At 68.6% G+C, this 18997-nt stretch carries 21 protein-coding genes; 8 read left to right on the top strand and 13 right to left on the bottom strand.

Annotated features, from left to right (window positions below):
* Nucleotides 1-41 precede the first annotated feature (41 nt).
* The 9 genes from QC180_RS03405 to QC180_RS03365 form a co-directional block, all read right to left on the bottom strand.
* Nucleotides 42-767, bottom strand: a complete 726-nt coding sequence (locus QC180_RS03405; protein WP_278261055.1) for an amino acid ABC transporter ATP-binding protein — start codon at nucleotides 765-767, stop codon at nucleotides 42-44.
* Entirely contained in the window at nucleotides 767-2560 is a 1794-nt protein-coding gene (locus tag QC180_RS03400; RefSeq protein ID WP_278261054.1) for an ABC transporter substrate-binding protein/permease, read from the bottom strand. The genes QC180_RS03405 and QC180_RS03400 overlap by 1 nt, the downstream gene beginning before the upstream one ends.
* Nucleotides 2561-2639: 79 nt before the next feature.
* Nucleotides 2640-3347 (bottom strand): ESX secretion-associated protein EspG, encoded by a 708-nt coding sequence (locus QC180_RS03395; protein WP_278261053.1) that lies wholly within the window; start codon nucleotides 3345-3347, stop codon nucleotides 2640-2642.
* Nucleotides 3347-4702: a hypothetical protein gene (locus QC180_RS03390; RefSeq protein WP_278261052.1), complete on the bottom strand. Its 1356-nt coding sequence runs from the start codon at nucleotides 4700-4702 to the stop codon at nucleotides 3347-3349. The genes QC180_RS03395 and QC180_RS03390 overlap by 1 nt, the downstream gene beginning before the upstream one ends.
* Nucleotides 4703-4729: 27 nt before the next feature.
* A complete protein-coding gene (locus tag QC180_RS03385) occupies nucleotides 4730-5371 on the bottom strand; it encodes a DUF3558 family protein (protein WP_278261051.1) in 642 nt (213 codons plus the stop codon).
* On the bottom strand, nucleotides 5368-5736 hold the full coding sequence (locus QC180_RS03380; protein ID WP_278261050.1) for a hypothetical protein: 369 nt from the start codon (nucleotides 5734-5736) through the stop codon (nucleotides 5368-5370). The genes QC180_RS03385 and QC180_RS03380 overlap by 4 nt, the downstream gene beginning before the upstream one ends.
* A gap of 61 nt (nucleotides 5737-5797) precedes the next feature.
* Nucleotides 5798-6361: an LppA family lipoprotein gene (locus QC180_RS03375; RefSeq protein WP_278261202.1), complete on the bottom strand. Its 564-nt coding sequence runs from the start codon at nucleotides 6359-6361 to the stop codon at nucleotides 5798-5800.
* An 87-nt stretch (nucleotides 6362-6448) separates the two neighbouring features.
* Complete coding sequence (locus tag QC180_RS03370; RefSeq protein WP_278261049.1) at nucleotides 6449-8329, bottom strand: alpha/beta hydrolase; 1881 nt, start codon at nucleotides 8327-8329, stop codon at nucleotides 6449-6451.
* Entirely contained in the window at nucleotides 8326-8646 is a 321-nt protein-coding gene (locus QC180_RS03365; protein WP_278261048.1) for a WXG100 family type VII secretion target, read from the bottom strand. The genes QC180_RS03370 and QC180_RS03365 overlap by 4 nt, the downstream gene beginning before the upstream one ends.
* Before the next feature lie 93 nt (nucleotides 8647-8739).
* Here QC180_RS03365 and QC180_RS03360 point away from each other — a divergent pair, with 93 nt between their 5' ends.
* Nucleotides 8740-9285, top strand: a complete 546-nt coding sequence (locus QC180_RS03360; protein WP_278261047.1) for a hypothetical protein — start codon at nucleotides 8740-8742, stop codon at nucleotides 9283-9285.
* A gap of 1 nt (nucleotide 9286) precedes the next feature.
* On the opposite strand, the gene QC180_RS03355 is transcribed toward QC180_RS03360, so the two are convergent.
* Entirely contained in the window at nucleotides 9287-10081 is a 795-nt protein-coding gene (locus tag QC180_RS03355) for an LLM class F420-dependent oxidoreductase (RefSeq protein ID WP_278261046.1), read from the bottom strand.
* A gap of 116 nt (nucleotides 10082-10197) precedes the next feature.
* On the opposite strand from QC180_RS03355, the gene QC180_RS03350 reads away from it, so the two are divergent.
* Nucleotides 10198-11280, top strand: coding sequence for an ABC transporter ATP-binding protein (locus tag QC180_RS03350; protein ID WP_278261045.1), 1083 nt, complete (start codon nucleotides 10198-10200; stop codon nucleotides 11278-11280).
* A gap of 39 nt (nucleotides 11281-11319) precedes the next feature.
* On the opposite strand, the gene QC180_RS03345 is transcribed toward QC180_RS03350, so the two are convergent.
* Complete coding sequence (locus QC180_RS03345; protein WP_278261044.1) at nucleotides 11320-11823, bottom strand: winged helix-turn-helix transcriptional regulator; 504 nt, start codon at nucleotides 11821-11823, stop codon at nucleotides 11320-11322.
* A 134-nt stretch (nucleotides 11824-11957) separates the two neighbouring features.
* Between QC180_RS03345 and QC180_RS03340 the strand changes: the two genes are divergently transcribed.
* The 3 genes from QC180_RS03340 (at nucleotide 11958) to QC180_RS03330 (ending at nucleotide 13860) form a co-directional block, all read left to right on the top strand.
* Entirely contained in the window at nucleotides 11958-12920 is a 963-nt protein-coding gene (locus QC180_RS03340) for an o-succinylbenzoate synthase (RefSeq protein WP_278261043.1), read from the top strand.
* 77 nt (nucleotides 12921-12997) lie between these two features.
* The gene (locus tag QC180_RS03335) at nucleotides 12998-13429 is read left to right on the top strand and encodes a MarR family winged helix-turn-helix transcriptional regulator (protein ID WP_278261042.1); all 432 of its coding nucleotides are present in this window, start codon (nucleotides 12998-13000) and stop codon (nucleotides 13427-13429) included.
* An 8-nt stretch (nucleotides 13430-13437) separates the two neighbouring features.
* Nucleotides 13438-13860 carry an organic hydroperoxide resistance protein gene (locus QC180_RS03330; protein ID WP_278261201.1) on the top strand — a complete coding sequence of 141 codons (423 nt, stop codon included), beginning with the start codon at nucleotides 13438-13440 and terminating at the stop codon, nucleotides 13858-13860.
* A 57-nt stretch (nucleotides 13861-13917) separates the two neighbouring features.
* Here the strand turns inward: QC180_RS03330 and QC180_RS03325 are convergent, their stop codons facing one another.
* Together QC180_RS03325 and QC180_RS03320 are read right to left on the bottom strand one after the other, a co-directional pair.
* Complete coding sequence (locus QC180_RS03325) at nucleotides 13918-14445, bottom strand: TIGR04338 family metallohydrolase (protein WP_278261041.1); 528 nt, start codon at nucleotides 14443-14445, stop codon at nucleotides 13918-13920.
* A 70-nt stretch (nucleotides 14446-14515) separates the two neighbouring features.
* Nucleotides 14516-15316, bottom strand: a complete 801-nt coding sequence (locus QC180_RS03320; RefSeq protein WP_278261200.1) for a DUF2786 domain-containing protein — start codon at nucleotides 15314-15316, stop codon at nucleotides 14516-14518.
* Between the two features lie 433 nt (nucleotides 15317-15749).
* Between QC180_RS03320 and QC180_RS03315 the strand changes: the two genes are divergently transcribed.
* The 3 genes from QC180_RS03315 (at nucleotide 15750) to QC180_RS03305 (ending at nucleotide 18953) form a co-directional block, all read left to right on the top strand.
* The gene (locus QC180_RS03315) at nucleotides 15750-17033 is read left to right on the top strand and encodes an ABC transporter substrate-binding protein (protein WP_278261040.1); all 1284 of its coding nucleotides are present in this window, start codon (nucleotides 15750-15752) and stop codon (nucleotides 17031-17033) included.
* A gap of 43 nt (nucleotides 17034-17076) precedes the next feature.
* Nucleotides 17077-18054, top strand: coding sequence for a carbohydrate ABC transporter permease (locus QC180_RS03310; RefSeq protein WP_278261039.1), 978 nt, complete (start codon nucleotides 17077-17079; stop codon nucleotides 18052-18054).
* A gap of 92 nt (nucleotides 18055-18146) precedes the next feature.
* Complete coding sequence (locus QC180_RS03305) at nucleotides 18147-18953, top strand: carbohydrate ABC transporter permease (protein WP_278261199.1); 807 nt, start codon at nucleotides 18147-18149, stop codon at nucleotides 18951-18953.
* The last annotated feature ends 44 nt before the right edge of the window (nucleotides 18954-18997 follow it).

Below are 18997 nucleotides of genomic sequence, written 5' to 3'. Positions count from 1 at the left end.
TAGCAGTTGCGCATGGTTTGCCGCGACCCCGTTCGACCTGGTCAGAGGACCTGATCGAGGAAGCGGCGCAGACGCGGGGTCTGGGCGTCGTCGAAGAGCGCGTCGGGGCTGCCGGTCTCCACCACCACGCCCTGATCCATGAAGACCACGCTGTCGGAGACGCTGCGGGCGAAGCCCATCTCGTGGGTCACCACGATCATCGACATGCCGCCCGAAGCGAGGTCGGCCATGAGCGCGAGCACGCCCTTGACCAGCTCCGGGTCCAGCGCCGAGGTGGCCTCGTCGAAGAACATGAGCTCGGGTTTCATCGCCAGCGCGCGGGCGATGGCGACGCGCTGCTGCTGGCCGCCCGACAGCGCGCCGGGCCGGGCGTCGGCCTTGTCGGCGAGCCCGACGATCTCGAGCTGTTCCACGGCCAGCGCGCGAGCCTGCTCGGCGGACAAACCGCGCAGTTTGCGCGGGCCGAGCGCGATGTTGTCGGCGACGGTCTTGTGCGGGAAGAGGTTGAAATGCTGGAAAACCATGCCGATGCGCTGGCGCAGCTTGTCGGGGTTGTCGCGCAGGACGGACTTGCCGTCGAGCAGGACGTCACCGGAATCGGGTTCGTGCAGGCGGTTGAGCACGCGCAGCAGCGTCGATTTGCCGGAACCGGACGGGCCGATGACGGTGGTCGCGTGCCCCGCCTCGACGTGGATGTCGACCCCGCGCAGGATGTGGTTGTTGCCCAGGGTGAGGTTCAGGCCGGAGCCGGTCAGGGATGCACTCATCAGCGCCCTTCCGTGATGACGGCCGTCTCGACCGGGTCGATGGGGGCGGCGGGCGCGGGTTTGCCGGTGCGCATCCGCCGGTCGATGTAGTTCACCAGGTGGGTGAGCGGGATGGTCAGCACCAGATACATCAGGCCCGCCGCGACCAGCGGGGACAGATTGCCGGTCTGGGCGTTGAGATCGCGACCGACCGCGAACAGCTCACGCTGGGAGGCGAGCAGGCCGAGGAAGTAGATCAGCGAGGAGTCCTTGATCAGCGCGATGAACTGGTTCATCAGCGCGGGCAGCACCCGGCGCACACCCTGCGGGATCACCACCAGCGTCATCGCCTGGCGGTAGCCGAAGCCGATGGCGCGCGCCGCCTCGAGCTGTCCGGGCTCCACCGACTGGATGCCGGAGCGGAAGATCTCGCCGATATAGGCCGAGGCCAGCAGCGCCAACGCCACCGCGCCCAGCCAGTACGGATTGCCGCCGGTGACATCGCGGACCACCGGGCCGATGCCGAGGCCTATGAGCAGGATGATCACCACCGCGGGCAGGCCGCGGAAGATGTCGGTGTAGACGCGGGCGGGCCAGCGCAGCCAGCGGGTGCGCGAGATGCCCATGACCGCGAGGATCATGCCGAGCACCGTGCCGAGCGCGCCCGAGACCAGCGCCAGGATCAGAGTGTTGGGCAGACCGGTCTTGATCAGGTCCGGCAGCGCCTTGCGATACAGCGACCAGTCGAAGAAGGTGTCACCGAGCTGTTGCAGGGTGGACTTCTGCGCGACCTGCTCGGTCTCGTCGGTCCCGTGCTCGGCGGCGAGCGCGGCGAAGTCCGGAAGTTGCGGTGCCGGTACGGCTTTGGAGCCGGGCTTCCAGCCGGGCGGGAGTTCACGCGGCACCCAGTCGGCGTAGAGGCGCGCGTAGGTGCCGTCGGCGATCACGGCGTCGAGCCCGGCGTTGAGCGCGTCGATGAGCGGCTGGTTGTTCTTGGCGACCGCGTAGCCGACGAAGTTGTCCAGGCTGAAGGTGTTCTGCGAGATGGTGATTCCGTCACCGGGCGCGATGGCACCCTCGGCCTGGGCGGACGGCGCGACCCACGCGTCGACCTGGCCGGACTTCAGATTCGCGTAGGCGGTGTTGTAGTCGGGGAACTTCACCGGGTCCAGACCCAGCTGGTTGACCACGAATTCGTCCTGCACCGTGCCCTGCACGACCGCGATCCGGCTGCTCGGCCCGAGATCGCCGAAGCCCTTGATGGCACTGCCCTGCGGCACCACCAGCGAGAAGTAGCCGAAGTCGTAACCGTTGGTGAAGCCGACCAGCTGACGGCGCGCGTCGGTGGTGGTGATGTTCGACGATCCCACATCGAAACGCTTGCCCGAGACCTGGGCCAGCAGTCCGGCGAACTCGGTGCCCGAGAACTCCACCCGCAGACCGAGTTTCTCGCCGATCGCGCGCAGCAGTTCGTTGTCGAAGCCGGTGAAGGTGCCCGCGCCGTTCACGCAGATGCTCGGCGGGGCGTCCGACAGCGTGCCCACGCTCAGCTTGCCCGGGGTGAGCAGGCCGAGCGCGCCGGTGTCGATCGACTCGAGCGGCACGGTGGTGGCGGTGGTGTAGCGGTCCTCGCCCGCGGTCTCGCCCGCGGCCAGGTTGGTCGGGGCGGCGGCGGCCGCGGCGGGTCCGGGTGGGGAACACAGGTCGCGGCTCGCGCTGTCGCCACCGGAACCACAGCCGGTCGCGGCCACCCCGACGAGCAGGAGCAGCGCGGCGATCCGCGCCCGAGTCCGCACAGCACGCACCTTCGCCATGGCGATAGACCCTAGCCGCTACCTCGCTCGGGGCAGAGTACGCGCGCCTGTCCGGTGACCGGCAACACTGCGGCAAGCGCTACCGAATACCCAGCATTCGCGCCATGAGCTTCTCGAACCGCGCGGACGAACACGGTTCGATCATGAGGTCACCATGCCGGTAGCGATAGACGTATCGGCCGTCGTCGACCACATCGAACCAACTCAGAAACCGCCGCGCCGGACCGTCGGATGATCCCGGCCTGCCGCGCACGACCTCCACATGGCCGTAGCCGGACCGGGGCGCCGAGAGCAGATCGTGCACGCGGTCGGCGGTCGACAGCTCTCCGTAGTCGAGGGCCACGGCCTGCGCCGGGGTGGTGAGGGCGTGGACCGATTCCGTCAGCGGCGGCGCGGCACCGGCCCGCCGGTCTCCGGCGAACCGCGCTATCCACGCCGGGACGGAGGTGGGGATTCCGGTGCGGACGACCACGGTGCAGTCCTCAGCGGGTGGTTGGGCGAGGGCCACCGCGCTCTGCTGTGTCGAGGCGCAGTACAGGCGGAGGGGTTTGTCCTCGCGTGTGCCGATCACCGTGATCGCCATGTCGGGAGCCGCCGCCAGGCGCAATACCGCGGACAGGTCCGGGTCCCGTGCGGCCGGGAGCCGTTCGCGCAGGTCCGCCACCAGGGCATCCCATTCGTGACGCCAGCGGACCGACGGTGTGACCGTCAGTGGCGCGGGGATTCGATCGCTGCCGCTCTCGCCCCACGCGTAGAGGAACTCGTCACCGGTGAACTCCCAGCGCACTACGGCGACTCGCTCTCCGCACTTCGGCGACGCTCGGGGGATCTGGCTCCGAGCACCGGGGGGACGGTGCCCTGGGGTGGGCCGACCAGGTCGATGCGGTTGCGGGGGTGGAAGCGTAGTTCGGGGCGGCCCTGGTGCTCGTCGTCGCCCTTCTGGTTCTGGCGGGCGGCGGCGGGGGCGCCCATGCCTGGCATGCCGTGCATGGGTGTGGTGCCTCGGGTGTTCGGGGTGGTGTTCGCGAGTGGGGTGCTGTTTCTGGCGGGGTTGCCCGGTACGACCGGGCCGCCCGGGTTCGGGGTGCCCGTGCCTTGGCCGCCCGGTGCGGGGGTACCTGCGCTGGGCGAGCCGGTCGGGTTACCCGTTGGTGCGCCGCCTGGGGCACCGGTAGTTGTCGGGGAACCGGACGAAGGCTGTTGGGTGGAGGCCGCGGTGGTGTCGTCGTTGCCGGTCGAGTCGTCGGTGGTGGGATCGTCGGTCGTCGCGTTGTCGGTGGTATCCGAGTTGTCATCGGACGAGTCGTCATCCGACGAGGACGAATTCTGCCCAGCGGCCGTACTCGAGGTTGTGTCGTCGGTCGGCTGGTCCGGGTCCGAAGGGGGCGTGGTGCCGGGTTCGGTGCCCTCCCGTGTTCCGTTCGAGGCGGGCGAACCGCCGCCGGTGTCGGCCGGAATCTCGGTGCCGCCCAATCCATTCGATGTCGGGAACACCGGAACGCCCTGGCCCGCAGGTTCATAGGTCGGTTGATAGTTGTTGCGCATGGTCCAGATGGCGGCCTGCCACGCTTCCGACTGGGCCTGCGTCGAACCGACCGCGTCGACCGGATTCTCGGCACCGAGCACAGTCGGCCCCGCCACCGCCGCCGGTGGTGGCTGGATCTGCGCCTTCACCACCTCGGCACCGAACCCGGCCGCCTCCACCCGCCACGCCACCGCCTGCGTCACGTTCTGCAACTCGGTCAACCGCCCGGTCAGTGCCGTCGTCGCCGCACTGATCGCCTGCGCGGTCTGCCCCTCCCAGCCGCGCGCGATCGTCGCGTTCACCTTGGCCGTGATGCCGATGACATTGCCGGTGAGCGCGGTGCTGATCGCCTTCCAGGTCTCGGCGGTCTGCATCATCACCCCCGGCCGCATCTCCTGGGCGCGGCGGTAGATCTCCGCGTGGGGCATGGCGGCGAACTCCTCCATCATCTGGATATACGCCGGATCGGCCCCCGCCGCCCCCACCCCGATCTCCGCCGCCTTGCGCTGCGTCCCCGTCGCCGCGTCGAACACCGCCGCCGTCTCGGGAGTCGACTTGGGCTGCTGCGCGGTCGTCATCCCGATCACGCCCGGGATCAGCGGAATCTCACCCGTCACAGGTCCCCACCCTTCATTCGGAACATGTCAGTTGCCGGTGCCGATCACCGGTTCGAGGGCGCGGGCGTATTCCATTGCCTTGTCGCAGGGTGCTGCGGTGTCGGCGCCGGGAATAGCCGCGTACGCCGCTTCGACGCCGAAGTATCCGACCGATGTCCGGAGATCGACCGCGCAGGTCTTCTCGCCGTTCTTGACGGTTCGGACCGCTTCCCGACCGTTGATATCGACGTTCTCGGTCCGACCCGCGTACTTCTGACGCACCTCGTCGAGTGACACGTTGCCGGAGTCGACTTGAAGTCGCCATTTCTCGCCGCCGGTCGGAGCGGCGAAATCGCAAGTGAGAAAAGTGTATTCGGCTACCAGATCGCGGCCGCGCTGACGGGTGGCCGGATCGAGGTCGATGGCGTGAATCGTTTCGTCCGGTATCCACGTGCACGGATCGACCACGACAGCCGGACGACCGCCCGCCTTGGTGTACTTGTTGTCCTGCGAAGGCGGCTGCAACCTGGCATCGGTCAATGTCGGTCGAACGCTCGAACTCCCCAGCGACGACCCGCCATCCTCCGTGACCGGCGGTGAATCCGCCGGATCGGCACCCGTGCACCCCGCTGCCGCCACGCCGATCGCGAGCGCGAGCGCAGAGAACGCGCACCGCTCGAACCCGTTCATGAGGCCACCTCGGATCGCTTACTCAGAATGCGGGTCGCCGAGGCCAAGTCGGTCTCGTCCAGGGCCCCACCGGCTCTCAACACCGCGGCCTGCAACTCCCAGCACTCCCGTTGAACGCTCTGCAATGCGGCAACTCCCTGATCCGCCTTACCCTCGAAACCCCGTTGCAGGGCTTGTGCCGAATCGAATCCGCCGAACCCGGACAGCTTGTTGAGGCGACCTGCATCAGCGATCCGCTGTTCCAATTGGTCGGCGAGCCAGGCGTAGTGCGCCGCGCATTCCTGGGCCGCGTCGGCTTCGAGGCGGAATCGTCCGTCGCAGGCTGCCTGCCAGAGGCCGGAGGGGGAGGTGTCGTTGATTGTCATGCCGACTCCGATCCGTATGGCGCATGGGGAGAACGGGCGCGGTTCTCGTTCGGGGAATTCGTCATTTCGTCGGCTTCACCGGGGAATTGAGCTTGTCGGCGGGCAGGTGGCACTTGACCACCATCGCGATGACGGTCCTCTCGCCGTCGGCATGGTCGTGCGAGGTATTGAAGATGGTGATCTCGAATCCACCATCCGGTGTCTCGAGGGCGACCTGGTTCAACCACACCGGGTCGTCTTCCCTGATCGGGACCAGTTCGATACCGGCTTCCGCCGCGGCGGCGATCGACCGATCGTTCACTTCCCGCCAGTTGTCGCTCGCCAGCGTCGGCGTGCCGTCGGACGATCGGTATTTCGATTCGCGCCCACCAGCCGCGCCATAGGAACCACCGCAGTCCGTGATCTCGCCGGTGATTCTGGGGTGAAACTGAATGCCGGGTTCGAGGCCGCCGATCACGTTCTGCAGCACGGCGAAGAGTTGGTCTCCGCGGGCCAGCGCGTCCTCGAAGGAACCGCGCGGACGCATGTCTTCCTCGGCGCGCGCGATGCTCTCCGGGGTGATCGGTTCCGGAGGATATCCGCTGTCTCGATTCGCCCAGCCCCACACCAGCAGCGTCGCCACCATCGAGGCGACCAGGCACGCGGCGCCTATCACGACTGCCCAGGCCAGTGCCCTGCCTGTCGTTTCCAGCTTCCGGAAGAGCACCCGCGATCACTGCCCCGTCCGAGGGTTGGTGGCGTTCTCGGGGAGACCGGCGACGATCGCGGCCAGGTTGTATCCGGAGCGGTGCAGGTTCGCTCCGTCGGACCGTCCGTACTCGGAGTGACCGCTGCCGCCGGTGTAGGTGACACCATCGCCGGTGACCGGGTCCTGGACGGTGATCGGGTCCGTACTGAGGTGGGTCACCCAGGGCATCTGGTTCGGGCTGCGGCCGAACGCATTCGAGTTCGCGACCGCGTCCCAGTACTCGCTCATCTCATACACGTGACCGTCGCGCACGCCGAGATCACCGGCGTTCTCCACCGCGTCGTTGAAGCCGAGGTTCGTGATCGGCGCTCCGAGCCCGCCGACCCCCGGGGCGTAGACGTCGGCGCCCAGACCAGGAGATCCGTAGAACACGACATCGTCGACAACACCTGATTGCTGCTGTAGCGCATGGCTTGTCGCCAACGAGCCGTAGGAATGCCCCAGTGCGGTGATGTGCGGATCGTTCGTCTCGCTGGCCACGTCGAGGCCGGTGTAGAACGACGACAGCGGTTGTGCCGCCTCCTGCGCTCGACCCTCGTTGAGCACGTTGATCATGTCCGGCGTGATGGCGGACAGGTCCGTCCCACCCTGTGGCGGGTCGTAACCGAACCAGGCGATCGAGGCGACCTGCTCACCACCGCGTCCCGCCGCCGCCAACTGGGCCTCGGACGTCGCGATGAGATTCTGTGCCTCACCCATCATGCCGCCGTTGACGTTCTTGGGTTCGCCACCGCCCAGGAGGGTCTCGTTCAGATCCGAGCCGAGACCCGGTGTCGTCACCGAAATATGTTCTGCGGTATCGGGATTGCCCACCGATACCGCCGCGCGCCCCTGGCGGCCGGATTCCATGTCCAGCGCCATCAGATAGCGCGGTGGAGATGTGGCGGTGGGGCTGGCACCTACGGCCGCACTGACCGCCGAGAGGTCCTCGAGTTTCTGTTCCGTGCGATCCAGGCCGGTTTGGGCTGCCGCGACACCGCTCATGTCACCGGTGGCGCTGGCGGTCACCATGGCGTCTTGGAACTTGGTCTTGTCTGCCTCGAGCCGGTCGAATTCGCCGCCGATCCGGCTTCGATTGGCCTCGTCGCGGACGACAGCGGGTAGGCCGTCGAGATTTCCTATCGAACCCGGCGATTCCTTGATGATCGTCTGCTGCTGGTCGGCGGTCAGGGAGTCCCACCACTCCCGATTCTGTTGTGGAGTGCCGTTTTCCGGCGGCTGCGTGCTCGTCGGCACGGTGGAAGCCGGGGTGGTGGCGTTGCCGAAAGATTCGGGGGTGGGGAGGTTTTCGAAGGCGGCTTCGATGGCGGATTTCGCGGCGGTGTCGGCGTTCATCGCGCCGGTGAGGGCTGCCTTGATCGCGGCGGTGTGGGTGTTGGCGTCGAGTTGGAGTGCGGCCATCGCGGTGGTGTATTTGTCGGCGATGACGTTCGGGTCGGTGGATTGGCTCGCGAGTGCGGAATACAGGCGCTGCTTGGTGGTTTCGGAGATCACGCAGGTGCCGTCGTCGTGGACGTCGAAGGTCTTGGCGAGCGCGTCGGCCTTCTTCGCGGCCAGGAAGCCCTGGGCGGAGCTGATGGTCCAGTGGGCCGAGGTGGCGGCGTCGCGGCCGCGGTCGAGGGCGTCGGCGATGAGCAGCGCCTTGGTGCGGACTTCGTCGAAGCGGGTGCGCATGGCGTCGCCGGTTTCGCGGCGGAAGGTGTCGCGGGAGGCGTCTACCGCGCGGTACTGGTCCTGGATGGTGGTGCGCAGTTCGGTTGCCTGTCGGGCGAATTCGGTGGCTTGGGCGCCGAAGGCGGCAGGTTTCCAGGATTCGACCTGCGGGACGGTCAGGTGCTGGCTCATCGGGGTGTCACCCCGGCCAGGGCACCGGCGCGGGCGTCGTCCTGCTGTCGGAAGGTGATCACGGCGGCGACAGTCTTGCCGCTGAGTTCGGCCAGGGCGGTGCCGACGGCGGCCATCGCCTTGTCGGCGCGGCGGGCCGCGACTAGGTACGCCTGGGGTGTGTCGCCGTTCGGCATGCACTCGAAGACGCCGTCGGCCAGCGCGCCGCCCTTGCCGATGACCTGGACTTCCTGACCCGCCGTCCCCATTCCGGCGGCCAGCGCGCGCACCGCGTCGGGGTCCAGATCGAACTGCTCGGCACTCGGTGTCGGACTCACTCGGTTCCCTCCCCACGGGGTGTCGGCGACGCACCCCACCGCTCTCGACGATGCCAACTATAGATTGCATCTGCCCGTCGATGCCATCTATAGATGGCATTGCGGAACGCGATGATCGACCAGGGGAGGCATCACATGACCGGCGCGCTCGACCCACTCGACGCCGATATCGGGCGTCTGCACACGGGTTTGCACCGGCCCGCCGACGCCTCGGCCACGGGGAATATCGCCTCGGTGCGGGTGGGCGCGGACGGCACGTTGGAGTCGGTCCAGCTCACCGACGCGGCGCGGCGGCTCGACCCGGACACGCTCGTCGCCACGATCGTCCGCCTGCACGCGGCGGCGTTGGCCGAGTCCCGCGCGGCGGTGATCGACGCGGTGGCCCGGCTGGAGAACGACCCTCGGCTGCGCGCCCGGCGCGAGGAGTACGTCGACGCGCTCGGGCAGGTGCCGCCGTCAACGGCCGCCCAGCACAGCGCGGCGCAGCCTGGCGAGCACGGGTGGAGCACCGCCGGGCAGGGACGACCCGTCGAACACGGCTGGAACACCAGCCCGGCGACGCACTCCGCCCCGACCGCCGAGGACGACGACGCCGACGACGAGTACTTCCAGCGCGAGAGCTGGCTCGAATACGACTAGCTCAGGCGAGGCCCTCGAGGAGTTCGGGGTTGACCTCGTCGCGCCAGTCGATGGCCTCGCGGACGGTGGTGAGGTCGTAGTCGGGGCCGGAAACGCCGACGGTGAACAGGCTGACGCCCGCGGCGTGCAGGGCGTCGGCCTCGGTGCGGCCCAGCCACTGCACCGAGCGTTCGATGCGAGACTCGTCGGTGCCCGCGTCGGCGGCGTGCGCGGCCAGGACCTGGTTGCGGTGGGCCAGCGATTCGACGTCGGAGAAGGAATGCCAGATGTCGGCGTATTCGGCGACCAGGCGCAGGGTCTTGCGCTCGCCCTTGCCACCGATGAGGATCGGGATCTGGCGCAGCGGAGGGGGATTCAGCTTGCCCAGGCGGGTGGAGATGCGGGCGAGGCTGTCCTTCAACAGGTTCAGTCGGGTGCCGGGGGTGCCGAACTCGTAGCCGTATTCGTCGTAGTCGCGTTCGAACCAGCCCGCGCCGATGCCGAGGATGAGTCGGCCGCCGCTGATGTGGTCGACCGTGCGGGCCATGTCGGCGAGCAGGTCGGGATTGCGGTAGCCGCCGCCGGTGACCAGCGCGCCGAGCTCGACGCGCTCGGTCTGTTCGGCCCAGGCGCCGAGCATGGTCCAGCATTCGAAATGCGGGCCGTTCGGGTCGCCGGTGAGCGGGAAGAAGTGGTCCCAGTTGAAGACGATGTCGACCCCGGCGTCCTCGGCGCGTAGCACCGCGTCGCGGATGCGGCCGTAGTCGGCGGCGTGCTGGGGTTGCAGCTGGACTCCGATTCGGACGCGTCGACTCATGGGTTCGAGGCTACCCGGAAACGGGCAGTGCCTCCGGTCGGCCGCTACCATCCCTGGCGACCCTGTTCTCGGATCGTCCGGCACGTTCCTGCCGGGATGGGATGACTGATCTACGCATGGCTACCGTGACCTTCGACCGCGCCACCCGGCTCTATGCCGGTGCGCACCGACCCGCCGTCGACGCACTCGACCTGGAGATCGCCGACGGCGAGTTCCTCGTTCTCGTCGGCCCGTCGGGCTGCGGCAAATCCACCTCGCTGCGCATGCTGGCGGGCCTCGAGGAGGTCAACGGTGGGCGCATCCTCATCGGCGCGGACGACGTGACCGACGCCGAACCCAAGGATCGCGACATCGCGATGGTGTTCCAGAATTACGCGCTCTACCCGCACATGTCGGTGGCGGAGAACATGGGTTTCGCGTTGAAGCTGGCCAAGGTGGCCAAGGCCGAGCGCGACGCGCGGGTGCTCGAGGCGGCCAAGCTGCTCGATCTCGAGCAGTACCTGGACCGCAAGCCCAAGGCGCTCTCGGGCGGCCAGCGCCAGCGGGTGGCGATGGGTCGCGCGATCGTGCGCCAGCCCCAGGTGTTCCTGATGGACGAGCCGCTGTCGAACCTCGACGCCAAGCTGCGCGTGCAGACCCGCACCCAGATCGCCCAGCTCCAGCGCCGCCTCGGCACCACGACGGTGTACGTGACCCACGACCAGGTCGAGGCGATGACCATGGGCGACCGGGTGGCGGTGCTCAAGGACGGGCTGCTGCAGCAGTGCGCCTCGCCGCGCGATCTCTACCGCGACCCGGCCAACATGTTCGTGGCCGGATTCATGGGCTCGCCCGCGATGAACCTGTTCACGCTGCCGGTGACCGACGGCACCGTCACCATCGGCGGATACCCGGTCCAGGTGCCGCGCGCGGCGGTCGACGCGGCCGAGGGCTCGGTGGTGCTCGGTATCCGTCCGGAGCACCTCGAGGTGGGCTCCGGCGGGCTGCGGATGGAGGTGGACGTGGTCGAGGAGCTCGGCTCCGACGCCTACGTCTACGGGCGCGCGGTGTCGCAGGACGCGAGCGGGCAGACCGGGGAATCGATTGTGGCGCGGGTGGATTGGCGCAACCCTCCGGCCAAGGGCGAGCAGCTCGAACTCATCGCCGACCCCGAGCACGTGTACTTCTTCCACCCCGAGAACGGCAGCCGCCTGCGCTGAGTGGGCGCGGCCCGCGGTCTCGCGCCGCGGGCCGTGGCCTCAGCTGTCGGCGCGTTCGCGGGCGCGCAGGTAGTCCTGGTTGACGCGCACCGTCAGCTGCTCGAGGTCGACCGGTTTGCCGTCGGTGGTGCGCAGGTCGACGGTGACCGGCTCGCCGGTCTCGGCGTCCACGCGCAGCAGCGGCGGCGGGCCGGGCTGTAGATAGGTGTCGCCCCATTGCCACAGTGCGACCACGGCGGGCAGCAGGTCGCGGCCCATCGTGGTGAGCACGTATTCGTGCCGGGTGCGCTTGCCTTCCTCCTGGTAGGGGCGCTTCTCCAGGAGTCCGGCGGCGGTGAGTTTGCGGAGCTGATTGGCCGCGGCGGCGTCGGTGATGCCGACGCGGCGCGCGAAGCCGTCGAAGCGGCGGGTGCCGTAGTACGCCTCGCGCAGGATGAGCATCGCCGAGCGGGTGCCGATCAGGTCCATGGCCCGCGCGATGGAACAGCCCTCGGCGTTCCACCGGTTCAGATCGGCCAGGGGTCCTTCCATCACGGCTGCCATACCGGACATCATACCCATTTCTGACTTGAGTCGATGATAGCTAGCGCAGCCGATACCGGAGTTCCGGCGGCTGCTGGCGGTGTGCGACGTCTGCCCCGGGCTGCCGCGCACCGGGTGACACTAGGCTCGCCGGAATGGGCGCCGATACGTTCGTTTATGCGATTCCGTTGCGTACGCGGTTTCGGGGGATCACCGTGCGGGAGGGGATGCTGGTTCGGGGGCGGGTGGGGTGGGGGGAGTTCTGCGCTTTTCCGGAGTATGGGGATCGGGAGGCGACGGGGTGGTTGGCCACCGCGGTGGAGCAGGCGGAGGTGGGGTGGCCAGCGCCGGTGCGGGATCGGGTGGCGGTGAATTGCACTGTGCCCGCGGTCGATCCGGTGCGGGCGGCGCGGATCGTGCGGGAATCGGGGTGTGCGACGGCAAAGGTGAAGGTCGCCGATCATCCGGATTCGCTGGGTGAGGATCTGGCGCGGGTGGCGGCGGTGCGGGAGGCGATCGGGGACGGGGCGATTCGGGTCGACGCCAACGCGGTGTGGGATGTGGCCACGGCGGTGCGGTGTATCGGGGAGCTCGACCGGGCGGCGGGGGGATTGCAGTACGTGGAGCAGCCGTGCGCGACGGTCGAGGAACTGGCGCTGGTGCGGCAACGGGTGACGGTGCCGATCGCGGCGGACGAGTCGATCCGGCGGGCCGAGGACCCGCTGCGGGTGGCGGTGGCCGGGGCGGCGGATGTGGCGGTGCTCAAATGCACGCCGCTGGGTGGGGTGCGGCGGGCGGCCGCGGTGGCGCAGGCGGCGGGGTTGCCGACGGTGGTGTCCTCGGCGTTGGAGACCAGCGTGGGGCTTTCCGCGCAGCTGGCACTGGCGGGGGTGCTGCCGGATCTCGAATTGGCCTGTGGCCTGGGCACTCTCGCGTTGTTCGAGGGTGATCTCGTGGCGGAGTCGCTGCTGCCGGTGGACGGGTGGTTGCCGGTGCCGACCGCGCCGCCGGAGCCTGATCCGGCGCTCATGGAGAAGTTCCGGCACCCGGATCGCGAGCGGGTCGACTGGTGGTTGCGGCGCTATGAGCGAGTGAGCGCGCTGCTCGACGAGGAGTAGGACGCTCTTCGCGTCGTAAGGCGCCTCGGGTCGCGTGAATGGTTGTGCACAACTTAATTGTGCGCTATGGTTCTGGCATGACCGACGGACTCACCCTCGACGAGCAGCTGTGCTTCCCGCTCTACGCGGCCTCGCGGGCGATGACGGCGGTCTACCGCCCGAAGCTGGAACGGCTCGGGCTGACCTATCCGCAATATCTGGTGATGCTCGCGCTCTGGGAGCGCGACGCACGCAGCGTCGGCGAGCTCGGGGCGGCGCTCGATCTGGACTCGGGGACCCTGTCGCCGCTGCTCAAGCGACTGGAGGCGACGGGATACGTCGAGCGCAGGCGGGCGGCCGACGACGAGCGGCGCGTCGACATCGTGCTCACCGAACGCGGCCGGGCCGTGCGCGCCGAGGCGTGCCGGATTCCGGCCGAGATGGCCGAGGTCGCCGGGCTGACCGGCGACGAGGTCGTCGCCCTGCGCGCACTGCTGCGCAAACTCACCGACACCCTCACAGAGAAATGAGAGCTTCCATGCAGGTCCTCTACACCGCCGAAGCCCTGGCCAGCGGCGAAGGCCGCACCGGCACCGCCCGCACCACCGACGGCAAGCTCGACGTGGTGCTCGCCCCGCCGAAGGAGATGGGTGGCGACGGCGCGGGCACCAACCCCGAACAGCTCTTCGCCGCCGGTTACGCGGCCTGCTTCCACTCCGCGCTGCGGCTGGTCGGCAAGAAGGCGGGCGCGAACATCGCGGATTCGGCTGTCGGCGCGCAGGTTTCGATCGGCCCGAACGACCAGGGCGGTTTCGAACTCGCCGTCACCCTGGAGATCTCGCTGCCGCACCTGTCCCGCGACGAGGCCCAGACCCTCGCCGACCAGGCCCACCAGGTGTGCCCGTACTCCAACGCCACCCGGGGCAATATCCAGGTCGACGTCCGCGTCGCCGAGGACTGATCGTTATCGGAGAGCCGATCACCACGCCACCAGTGCGTGGTGATCGGCTGTTCGAGTTCAGCTGAAGCGAACGCCGCAGCCCGCGAAGGTGGCGCGGAGGAGGAGGGCCGCTTCGGGGCCGATGACGCCGTCGGCCAATTCCAGGTAGCGGGTGCAGAATTCGGGGCCGTGGGGGGCTTCGGCGGGGTCAGTGGACAGGTGATGGGCGATTTCGTGCAGGATCACGAGTTCGCGCAGTGCCCAGGCGCTCGCGCCGGTGGGCGGCGGTACCGCCAGGACGGCAGAGGTCGGCTCGTAGTGGGCGGCCGTCGAACCCGCACGGGCCCGGACGTGGATCGGGTGGGCGGCGCGCTCCCAGTGGGCGCGAACCCAATTCAGCGCCAGCACTTTGTCCGCGTAGGACCGCACCGAGTCGATCGAGGCGAATCGCCGCTCGACCGGCAGTGTCAGGTGCGAACCGTAGACCTCGACCGTGCGGTGACCGAACTCCTGCGCGCGATCGAAGACACCGCGCACCAACTGCTCAGCGTTATAGACCTTGGCGCGCTGGGCATCCCGGCGCCGCGTCGGATCGCTCACCGCCACCACGTCTCACGCCGGACCTGCCCACGCCGGGGCGACGGAACGGCCCGGGTGGGGCCTCCGAGCAGGAGACTCATCCTTCGGTGAGGCGGGCTCGGGCGGCGGGCAGTTCCGGTGACGGGCCCAGCCGCGCCGATCGACCCGCCCGATCGCCCGCACGCCGGGCGGCGGCGGAATGGCCGGTGGAGGTCTGCGGGCCGCGCCAGGTGCCGCGGGCCTCGGAGGTGGCGGTGTAGAAGTCGGTGAGGGCTACTTCTTTGTCACGCAGGGCCAGGGCCGTGCCGGTGGAGACGGCGGCGGACTCCTCCGCGACGACCTCGGCCTTCACCTCGGCCAGGCGGGCGCCGATGCGCGCCGCGAAGGCCATCTGGAAGTTCAACCGCGCGGTCACCCCGGCCACCGGGGCCTCGACCTTGCGCCGGACGGTGCGGCCGAGACGCTTCTCGGTGACCACCTTGACCACCGTGGCCTCGCGATAGGCACCGGATTTGATGTAGTGATCCGAGGCCCGCACCATCTGGATCAGCAGGCTCGCGTAGAGCGCCTCGCAGGTGTCGATATCGGCGGCGAAGCCGTAGGCGTAGACCTGGGCGGAGCTGCGGGCGACATCGCAGCGCACGTCATTGGCCGTCGCGATGGCGACGAACAGCTGCACATAGGTCCGCAGCCCCTTGCGCCCCGGCTCCCCGATCGGAATGATCCGCTGCACCGGCGCCGACCTGCGCTCCCGCTGGCCGACATGCGACCGCGCCACCGCCAGATCGATCGAGGACTTGGTCGCCAGCCGCTGCGCCGCCGCCAGAAACGCCTCCGCCTCGTGCGCGTTGTCGGTGGACTCGGCCTTGCGCAGCAAACCACCGATGCGGGTGAGCATCCGATCGGGAGAAGGCGGCGAACTGGTCACCGCCCGACCATAGAACACGGCACCGACAACGAAGCCGATGGTTCGTCACGACGATGCCACGTGGCCGCCCCGTGAGCCACGCCCACCGACGACTCAGCACTGCGGGAAACAGCACGATTCGCGACCAAGCCACCGGTCGACCCCGGAGTCACGACTCCCACGAAAACCCAGCCCCGCACGACCCGACCTCGAGGAGGGTCCGCCGACAAAGTCGGCGGTTCGCGGCCGGGCCGACGAACAGGTGCCGGTGCGTACGCGACGAAGGAGCAAGCACCGGCACCTGTTCGTCGGCCCCCCAGGGGCCGCGAACAACGCGGCGCCCGCGCCGCCAGAGATACTGTATGTTGCCTGTTGCACCTGCCGGTGTGCTGCTGCTCACTGTCTCGACCCTGGAGTGTCTGCGATGGCCTTGAAGTTTGTCCCCCGAGCGGCGATGGCCGCTGCCTCGATCGCCTTGCTGACCGCGTCGTTCGCGACAGCCTGTTCCAGCGACAACGGGGGCAACGCGCTGGGCCAGAATCTGACCGGTCGCGGGCCGATCACCTACGTCGAGGGCAAGGACACCACCGAGACCGGTGTGGTGCGTCAGCTCATCGATCGCTGGAACGCCGCGCACCCGGACGAGCAGGTGACGTTCAAGGAGCAGTCGGCCGACGGCACTCAGCAGCACGACGACCTCGCTGAGCACTTCCGCGCCAAGCAGGACGGCTACGACGTGGTCGCCCTCGATGTGCCGAATACCGCCGAGTTCGCGGCCAAGGGCTGGATCCAGCCGCTCGAGGACAGCTTCGCGATCGACACCGCGCCGCTGCTCGCGCCGACCGTGGCCAGCGCCACCTACAACGGCAAGCTGTACGCGGCGCCGAAGAACACCAACGGTGGCCTGCTGTACTACCGCAAGGACCTGGTGCCCAACCCGCCGAAGACCTGGAGCGAGATGCTCGGTCAGTGCCCGGTGGCGCGCGAGAACAACATCGGCTGCTACGCCGGTCAGCTGTTCCCCTACGAGGGCCTGACGGTGAACACCGCCGAGATCATCAACGCCTACGGCGGCAGCTTCGTCGGCGCCGACGGCAAGACCCCCACCGTGAACAGCCCGGAGTCGAAGGCGGGCCTGAAGGTCCTGGTCGACGCCTACAAGAACGGTGACATCCCCAAGGAAGCGATCACCTTCAAGGAGGGTGAGAGCGCCAGCGCGTTCGAGTCCGGCAAGCTGCTGTTCCTGCGCAACTGGCCCTACCTCTACGCCCAGGCCAACGCCGATTCCTCCACGGTGAAGGACAAGTTCGGCGTGGCTCCGCTGCCCGGCAACACCGGTGTCGGCGCCTCGACCCTCGGCGGCTACAACGCCGCGATCAGCGCGTTCTCCAAGAACAAGGCCACCGCCGCGGACTTCGTGCGCTTCCTGATCAGCGAAGAGGCCCAGCAGATCATCGCCTCCGGCGCGCTGCCCCCGGTGCGCGCCTCGCTCTATGACGACCCGGCCCTGATCGCCAAGATGCCGTACCTGCCCGCGCTCAAGGAATCCATCGCCAGCGCGGTGCCGCGTCCGGTGACTCCGTTCTATCCCGCGGTGTCGAAGGCCATCCAGGACAACGCCTATGCTGCCCTGAACGGCACGAAGTCGGTCGACGACGCGGTGGCCGGAATGCAAAAGGGAATCGAGACCGCAGGTTCCGGTTCGTAGCGCAGGCAGCGGACCCGACCAGACCGTAGGAGAGTAGTTAACGGTGTCGGATCCTTCGGGAGCCAAGCAGCGCGGGCTTGCGCTGGAACTGCGACGATCCGGCAAGGCATGGCTGTTCGTCGCGCCGGTGCTGGTGGCACTGGCGGTGGTCATCGGGTATCCGGTGTTCCAGGCGCTCTGGATGTCCTTTCAGAAGGACGCCGGAATCGACCCGGCCACCGGCATGTTCGTCGAGGGCGGCAGCGCCGGGCTGAGCAACTACACGCACTGGCTGCTGCAGCAGTGCACCACCCTGATGGGTACCGAGTCGTGCCCGACCGGCACGCTGGGTTCGCAGTTCTGGGCCGCGGTCGGGGTCACGCTGTTCTTCACGGTGGTGACCGTGTCGCTGGAGGCCGTGCTCGGTCTCGGCATGGCCATCGTGATGGGCAAGACCTTCCGCGGTCGGGCGCTGCTGCGCGCCGCGGTGCTGATCCCGTGGGCGATTCCGACCGCCGTCACCGCGCGGCTGTGGGAGTTCATGTTCCAGTACGACGGTGTGGTGAACCGGATTCTCGGCACCCACATCCTGTGGACCTCGGACCCGTGGGCCGCGCGGTTCGCGGTGATCTTCGCCGACGTCTGGAAGACCACGCCGTTCATGGCGCTGCTGATCCTGGCGGGTCTGCAGGTGATCCCGAACGACGTGTACGAGGCGGCCAAGGTCGACGGCGCGTCGGCCTGGCAGCGGTTCGTGCACATCACGCTGCCGCTGCTCAAGCCCGCGCTGCTGGTCGCGGTGCTGTTCCGGACCATGGACGCGCTGCGCATGTACGACCTGCCCGCGATCATGACCGGTTCCAACCCGGCCACGAGCACGCTGTCGATCCTGGTGGTCGATCAGGTCCGGCAGGGCCCCAACAGCGCGGCCGCGCTGTCCACGATCACCTTCCTGTTGGTCTTCGCCATCGCGTTCGTGCTGGTGAAGGTGCTGGGCGCCAACGCTGTTCGCACCCAGGAAGAACAGCGGAAGGCGAACTGATGAGCATCTCGATGACCAAAGAGCCCGCCGCGGCGCGCGAACAGGTCGCGGTGCGGCCGACCTCGTGGCGCCAGCGCCTCGGGACTGTCCGGATGTATCTGGGCGTGCTGATCGTGCTGGTGTGGGGCCTCGGGCCGTTCTACTGGATGACCGTGGTCGCCTTCCGCGATCCGGCGCACACCTTCGACTCCACGCCCTGGCCCACCCACCTGACGCTGGAGAACTTCCGCAACGCCTTCGACACCAGCCGCGGCAACGATTTCGGCAAGGCGCTGCTCAACAGCGTCATCATCGGGTCGGCGACCACCGCGATCGCGCTGGTGCTCGGTGTGCTGGCCGCCTACGCGCTGGCGCGGATGACCTTCGCGGGCAAGTACCTGGTGTCGGGGCTGATCCTGTCGGCGTCGATGTTCCCGGCCGTGGTGCTGGTGACGCCGCTGTTCCAGCTGTTCACCGATCTGGGCTGGATCGGCGAGTACCAGGCGATGATCATCCCGAACATCTCCTTCGTGCTGCCGATGACGGTCTACATCCTGGCCTCGTTCTTCGCCGAACTGCCGTGGGAGCTGGAGGAAGCCGCGCGCATCGACGGGGCGAGCAAGGCGCAGGCGTTCCGGCTGATCATGCTGCCGCTGGCCGCGCCCGCGGTGTTCACCACCGCGATCCTGGCGTTCATCGCCGCGGTCAACGAGTACCTGCTGGCGCGGCTGCTCTCCGGTGAGGACACCCGGCCGGTGACGGTGGCGATCGCGAGTTTCTCCGGCAACGACCCGCTGGTGCAGCCGTACGCGGCGATCATGGCGGCGGGCGTGATCGTCACGGTGCCGCTGGTGATCATGGTGTTGATCTTCCAGCGCCGGATCATCTCCGGGCTCACCGCGGGCGGCGTCAAGAGCTGAGGCGGGGCGGGCGGCTCGGCGGCCGCCCCCTCCCGGTTCCCGGG

The sequence above is a fragment of the Nocardia anocheti genome (genome assembly GCF_029675105.1).
GTDB lineage: Bacteria > Actinomycetota > Actinomycetes > Mycobacteriales > Mycobacteriaceae > Nocardia.
This window is presented reverse-complemented; position numbering and strand designations above follow the sequence as displayed.

What these genes read in the sequence shown, in the direction of transcription:
- QC180_RS03405 (WP_278261055.1), bottom strand. Translation starts at nt 767, where the DNA reads ATGAGTGCATCCCTGACCGGCTCCGGCCTGAACCTCACCCTGGGCAAC.
- QC180_RS03400 (WP_278261054.1), bottom strand. Translation starts at nt 2,560, where the DNA reads ATGGCGAAGGTGCGTGCTGTGCGGACTCGGGCGCGGATCGCCGCGCTG.
- QC180_RS03385 (WP_278261051.1), bottom strand. Translation starts at nt 5,371, where the DNA reads ATGAACGGGTTCGAGCGGTGCGCGTTCTCTGCGCTCGCGCTCGCGATC.
- QC180_RS03380 (WP_278261050.1), bottom strand. Translation starts at nt 5,736, where the DNA reads ATGACAATCAACGACACCTCCCCCTCCGGCCTCTGGCAGGCAGCCTGC.
- QC180_RS03375 (WP_278261202.1), bottom strand. Translation starts at nt 6,361, where the DNA reads ATGGTGGCGACGCTGCTGGTGTGGGGCTGGGCGAATCGAGACAGCGGA.
- QC180_RS03370 (WP_278261049.1), bottom strand. Translation starts at nt 8,329, where the DNA reads ATGAGCCAGCACCTGACCGTCCCGCAGGTCGAATCCTGGAAACCTGCC.
- QC180_RS03360 (WP_278261047.1), top strand. Translation starts at nt 8,740, where the DNA reads ATGGCATTGCGGAACGCGATGATCGACCAGGGGAGGCATCACATGACC.
- QC180_RS03355 (WP_278261046.1), bottom strand. Translation starts at nt 10,081, where the DNA reads ATGAGTCGACGCGTCCGAATCGGAGTCCAGCTGCAACCCCAGCACGCC.
- QC180_RS03350 (WP_278261045.1), top strand. Translation starts at nt 10,198, where the DNA reads ATGGCTACCGTGACCTTCGACCGCGCCACCCGGCTCTATGCCGGTGCG.
- QC180_RS03345 (WP_278261044.1), bottom strand. Translation starts at nt 11,823, where the DNA reads ATGGCAGCCGTGATGGAAGGACCCCTGGCCGATCTGAACCGGTGGAAC.
- QC180_RS03340 (WP_278261043.1), top strand. Translation starts at nt 11,958, where the DNA reads ATGGGCGCCGATACGTTCGTTTATGCGATTCCGTTGCGTACGCGGTTT.
- QC180_RS03335 (WP_278261042.1), top strand. Translation starts at nt 12,998, where the DNA reads ATGACCGACGGACTCACCCTCGACGAGCAGCTGTGCTTCCCGCTCTAC.
- QC180_RS03330 (WP_278261201.1), top strand. Translation starts at nt 13,438, where the DNA reads ATGCAGGTCCTCTACACCGCCGAAGCCCTGGCCAGCGGCGAAGGCCGC.
- QC180_RS03320 (WP_278261200.1), bottom strand. Translation starts at nt 15,316, where the DNA reads ATGCTCACCCGCATCGGTGGTTTGCTGCGCAAGGCCGAGTCCACCGAC.
- QC180_RS03315 (WP_278261040.1), top strand. Translation starts at nt 15,750, where the DNA reads ATGGCCTTGAAGTTTGTCCCCCGAGCGGCGATGGCCGCTGCCTCGATC.
- QC180_RS03305 (WP_278261199.1), top strand. Translation starts at nt 18,147, where the DNA reads ATGTATCTGGGCGTGCTGATCGTGCTGGTGTGGGGCCTCGGGCCGTTC.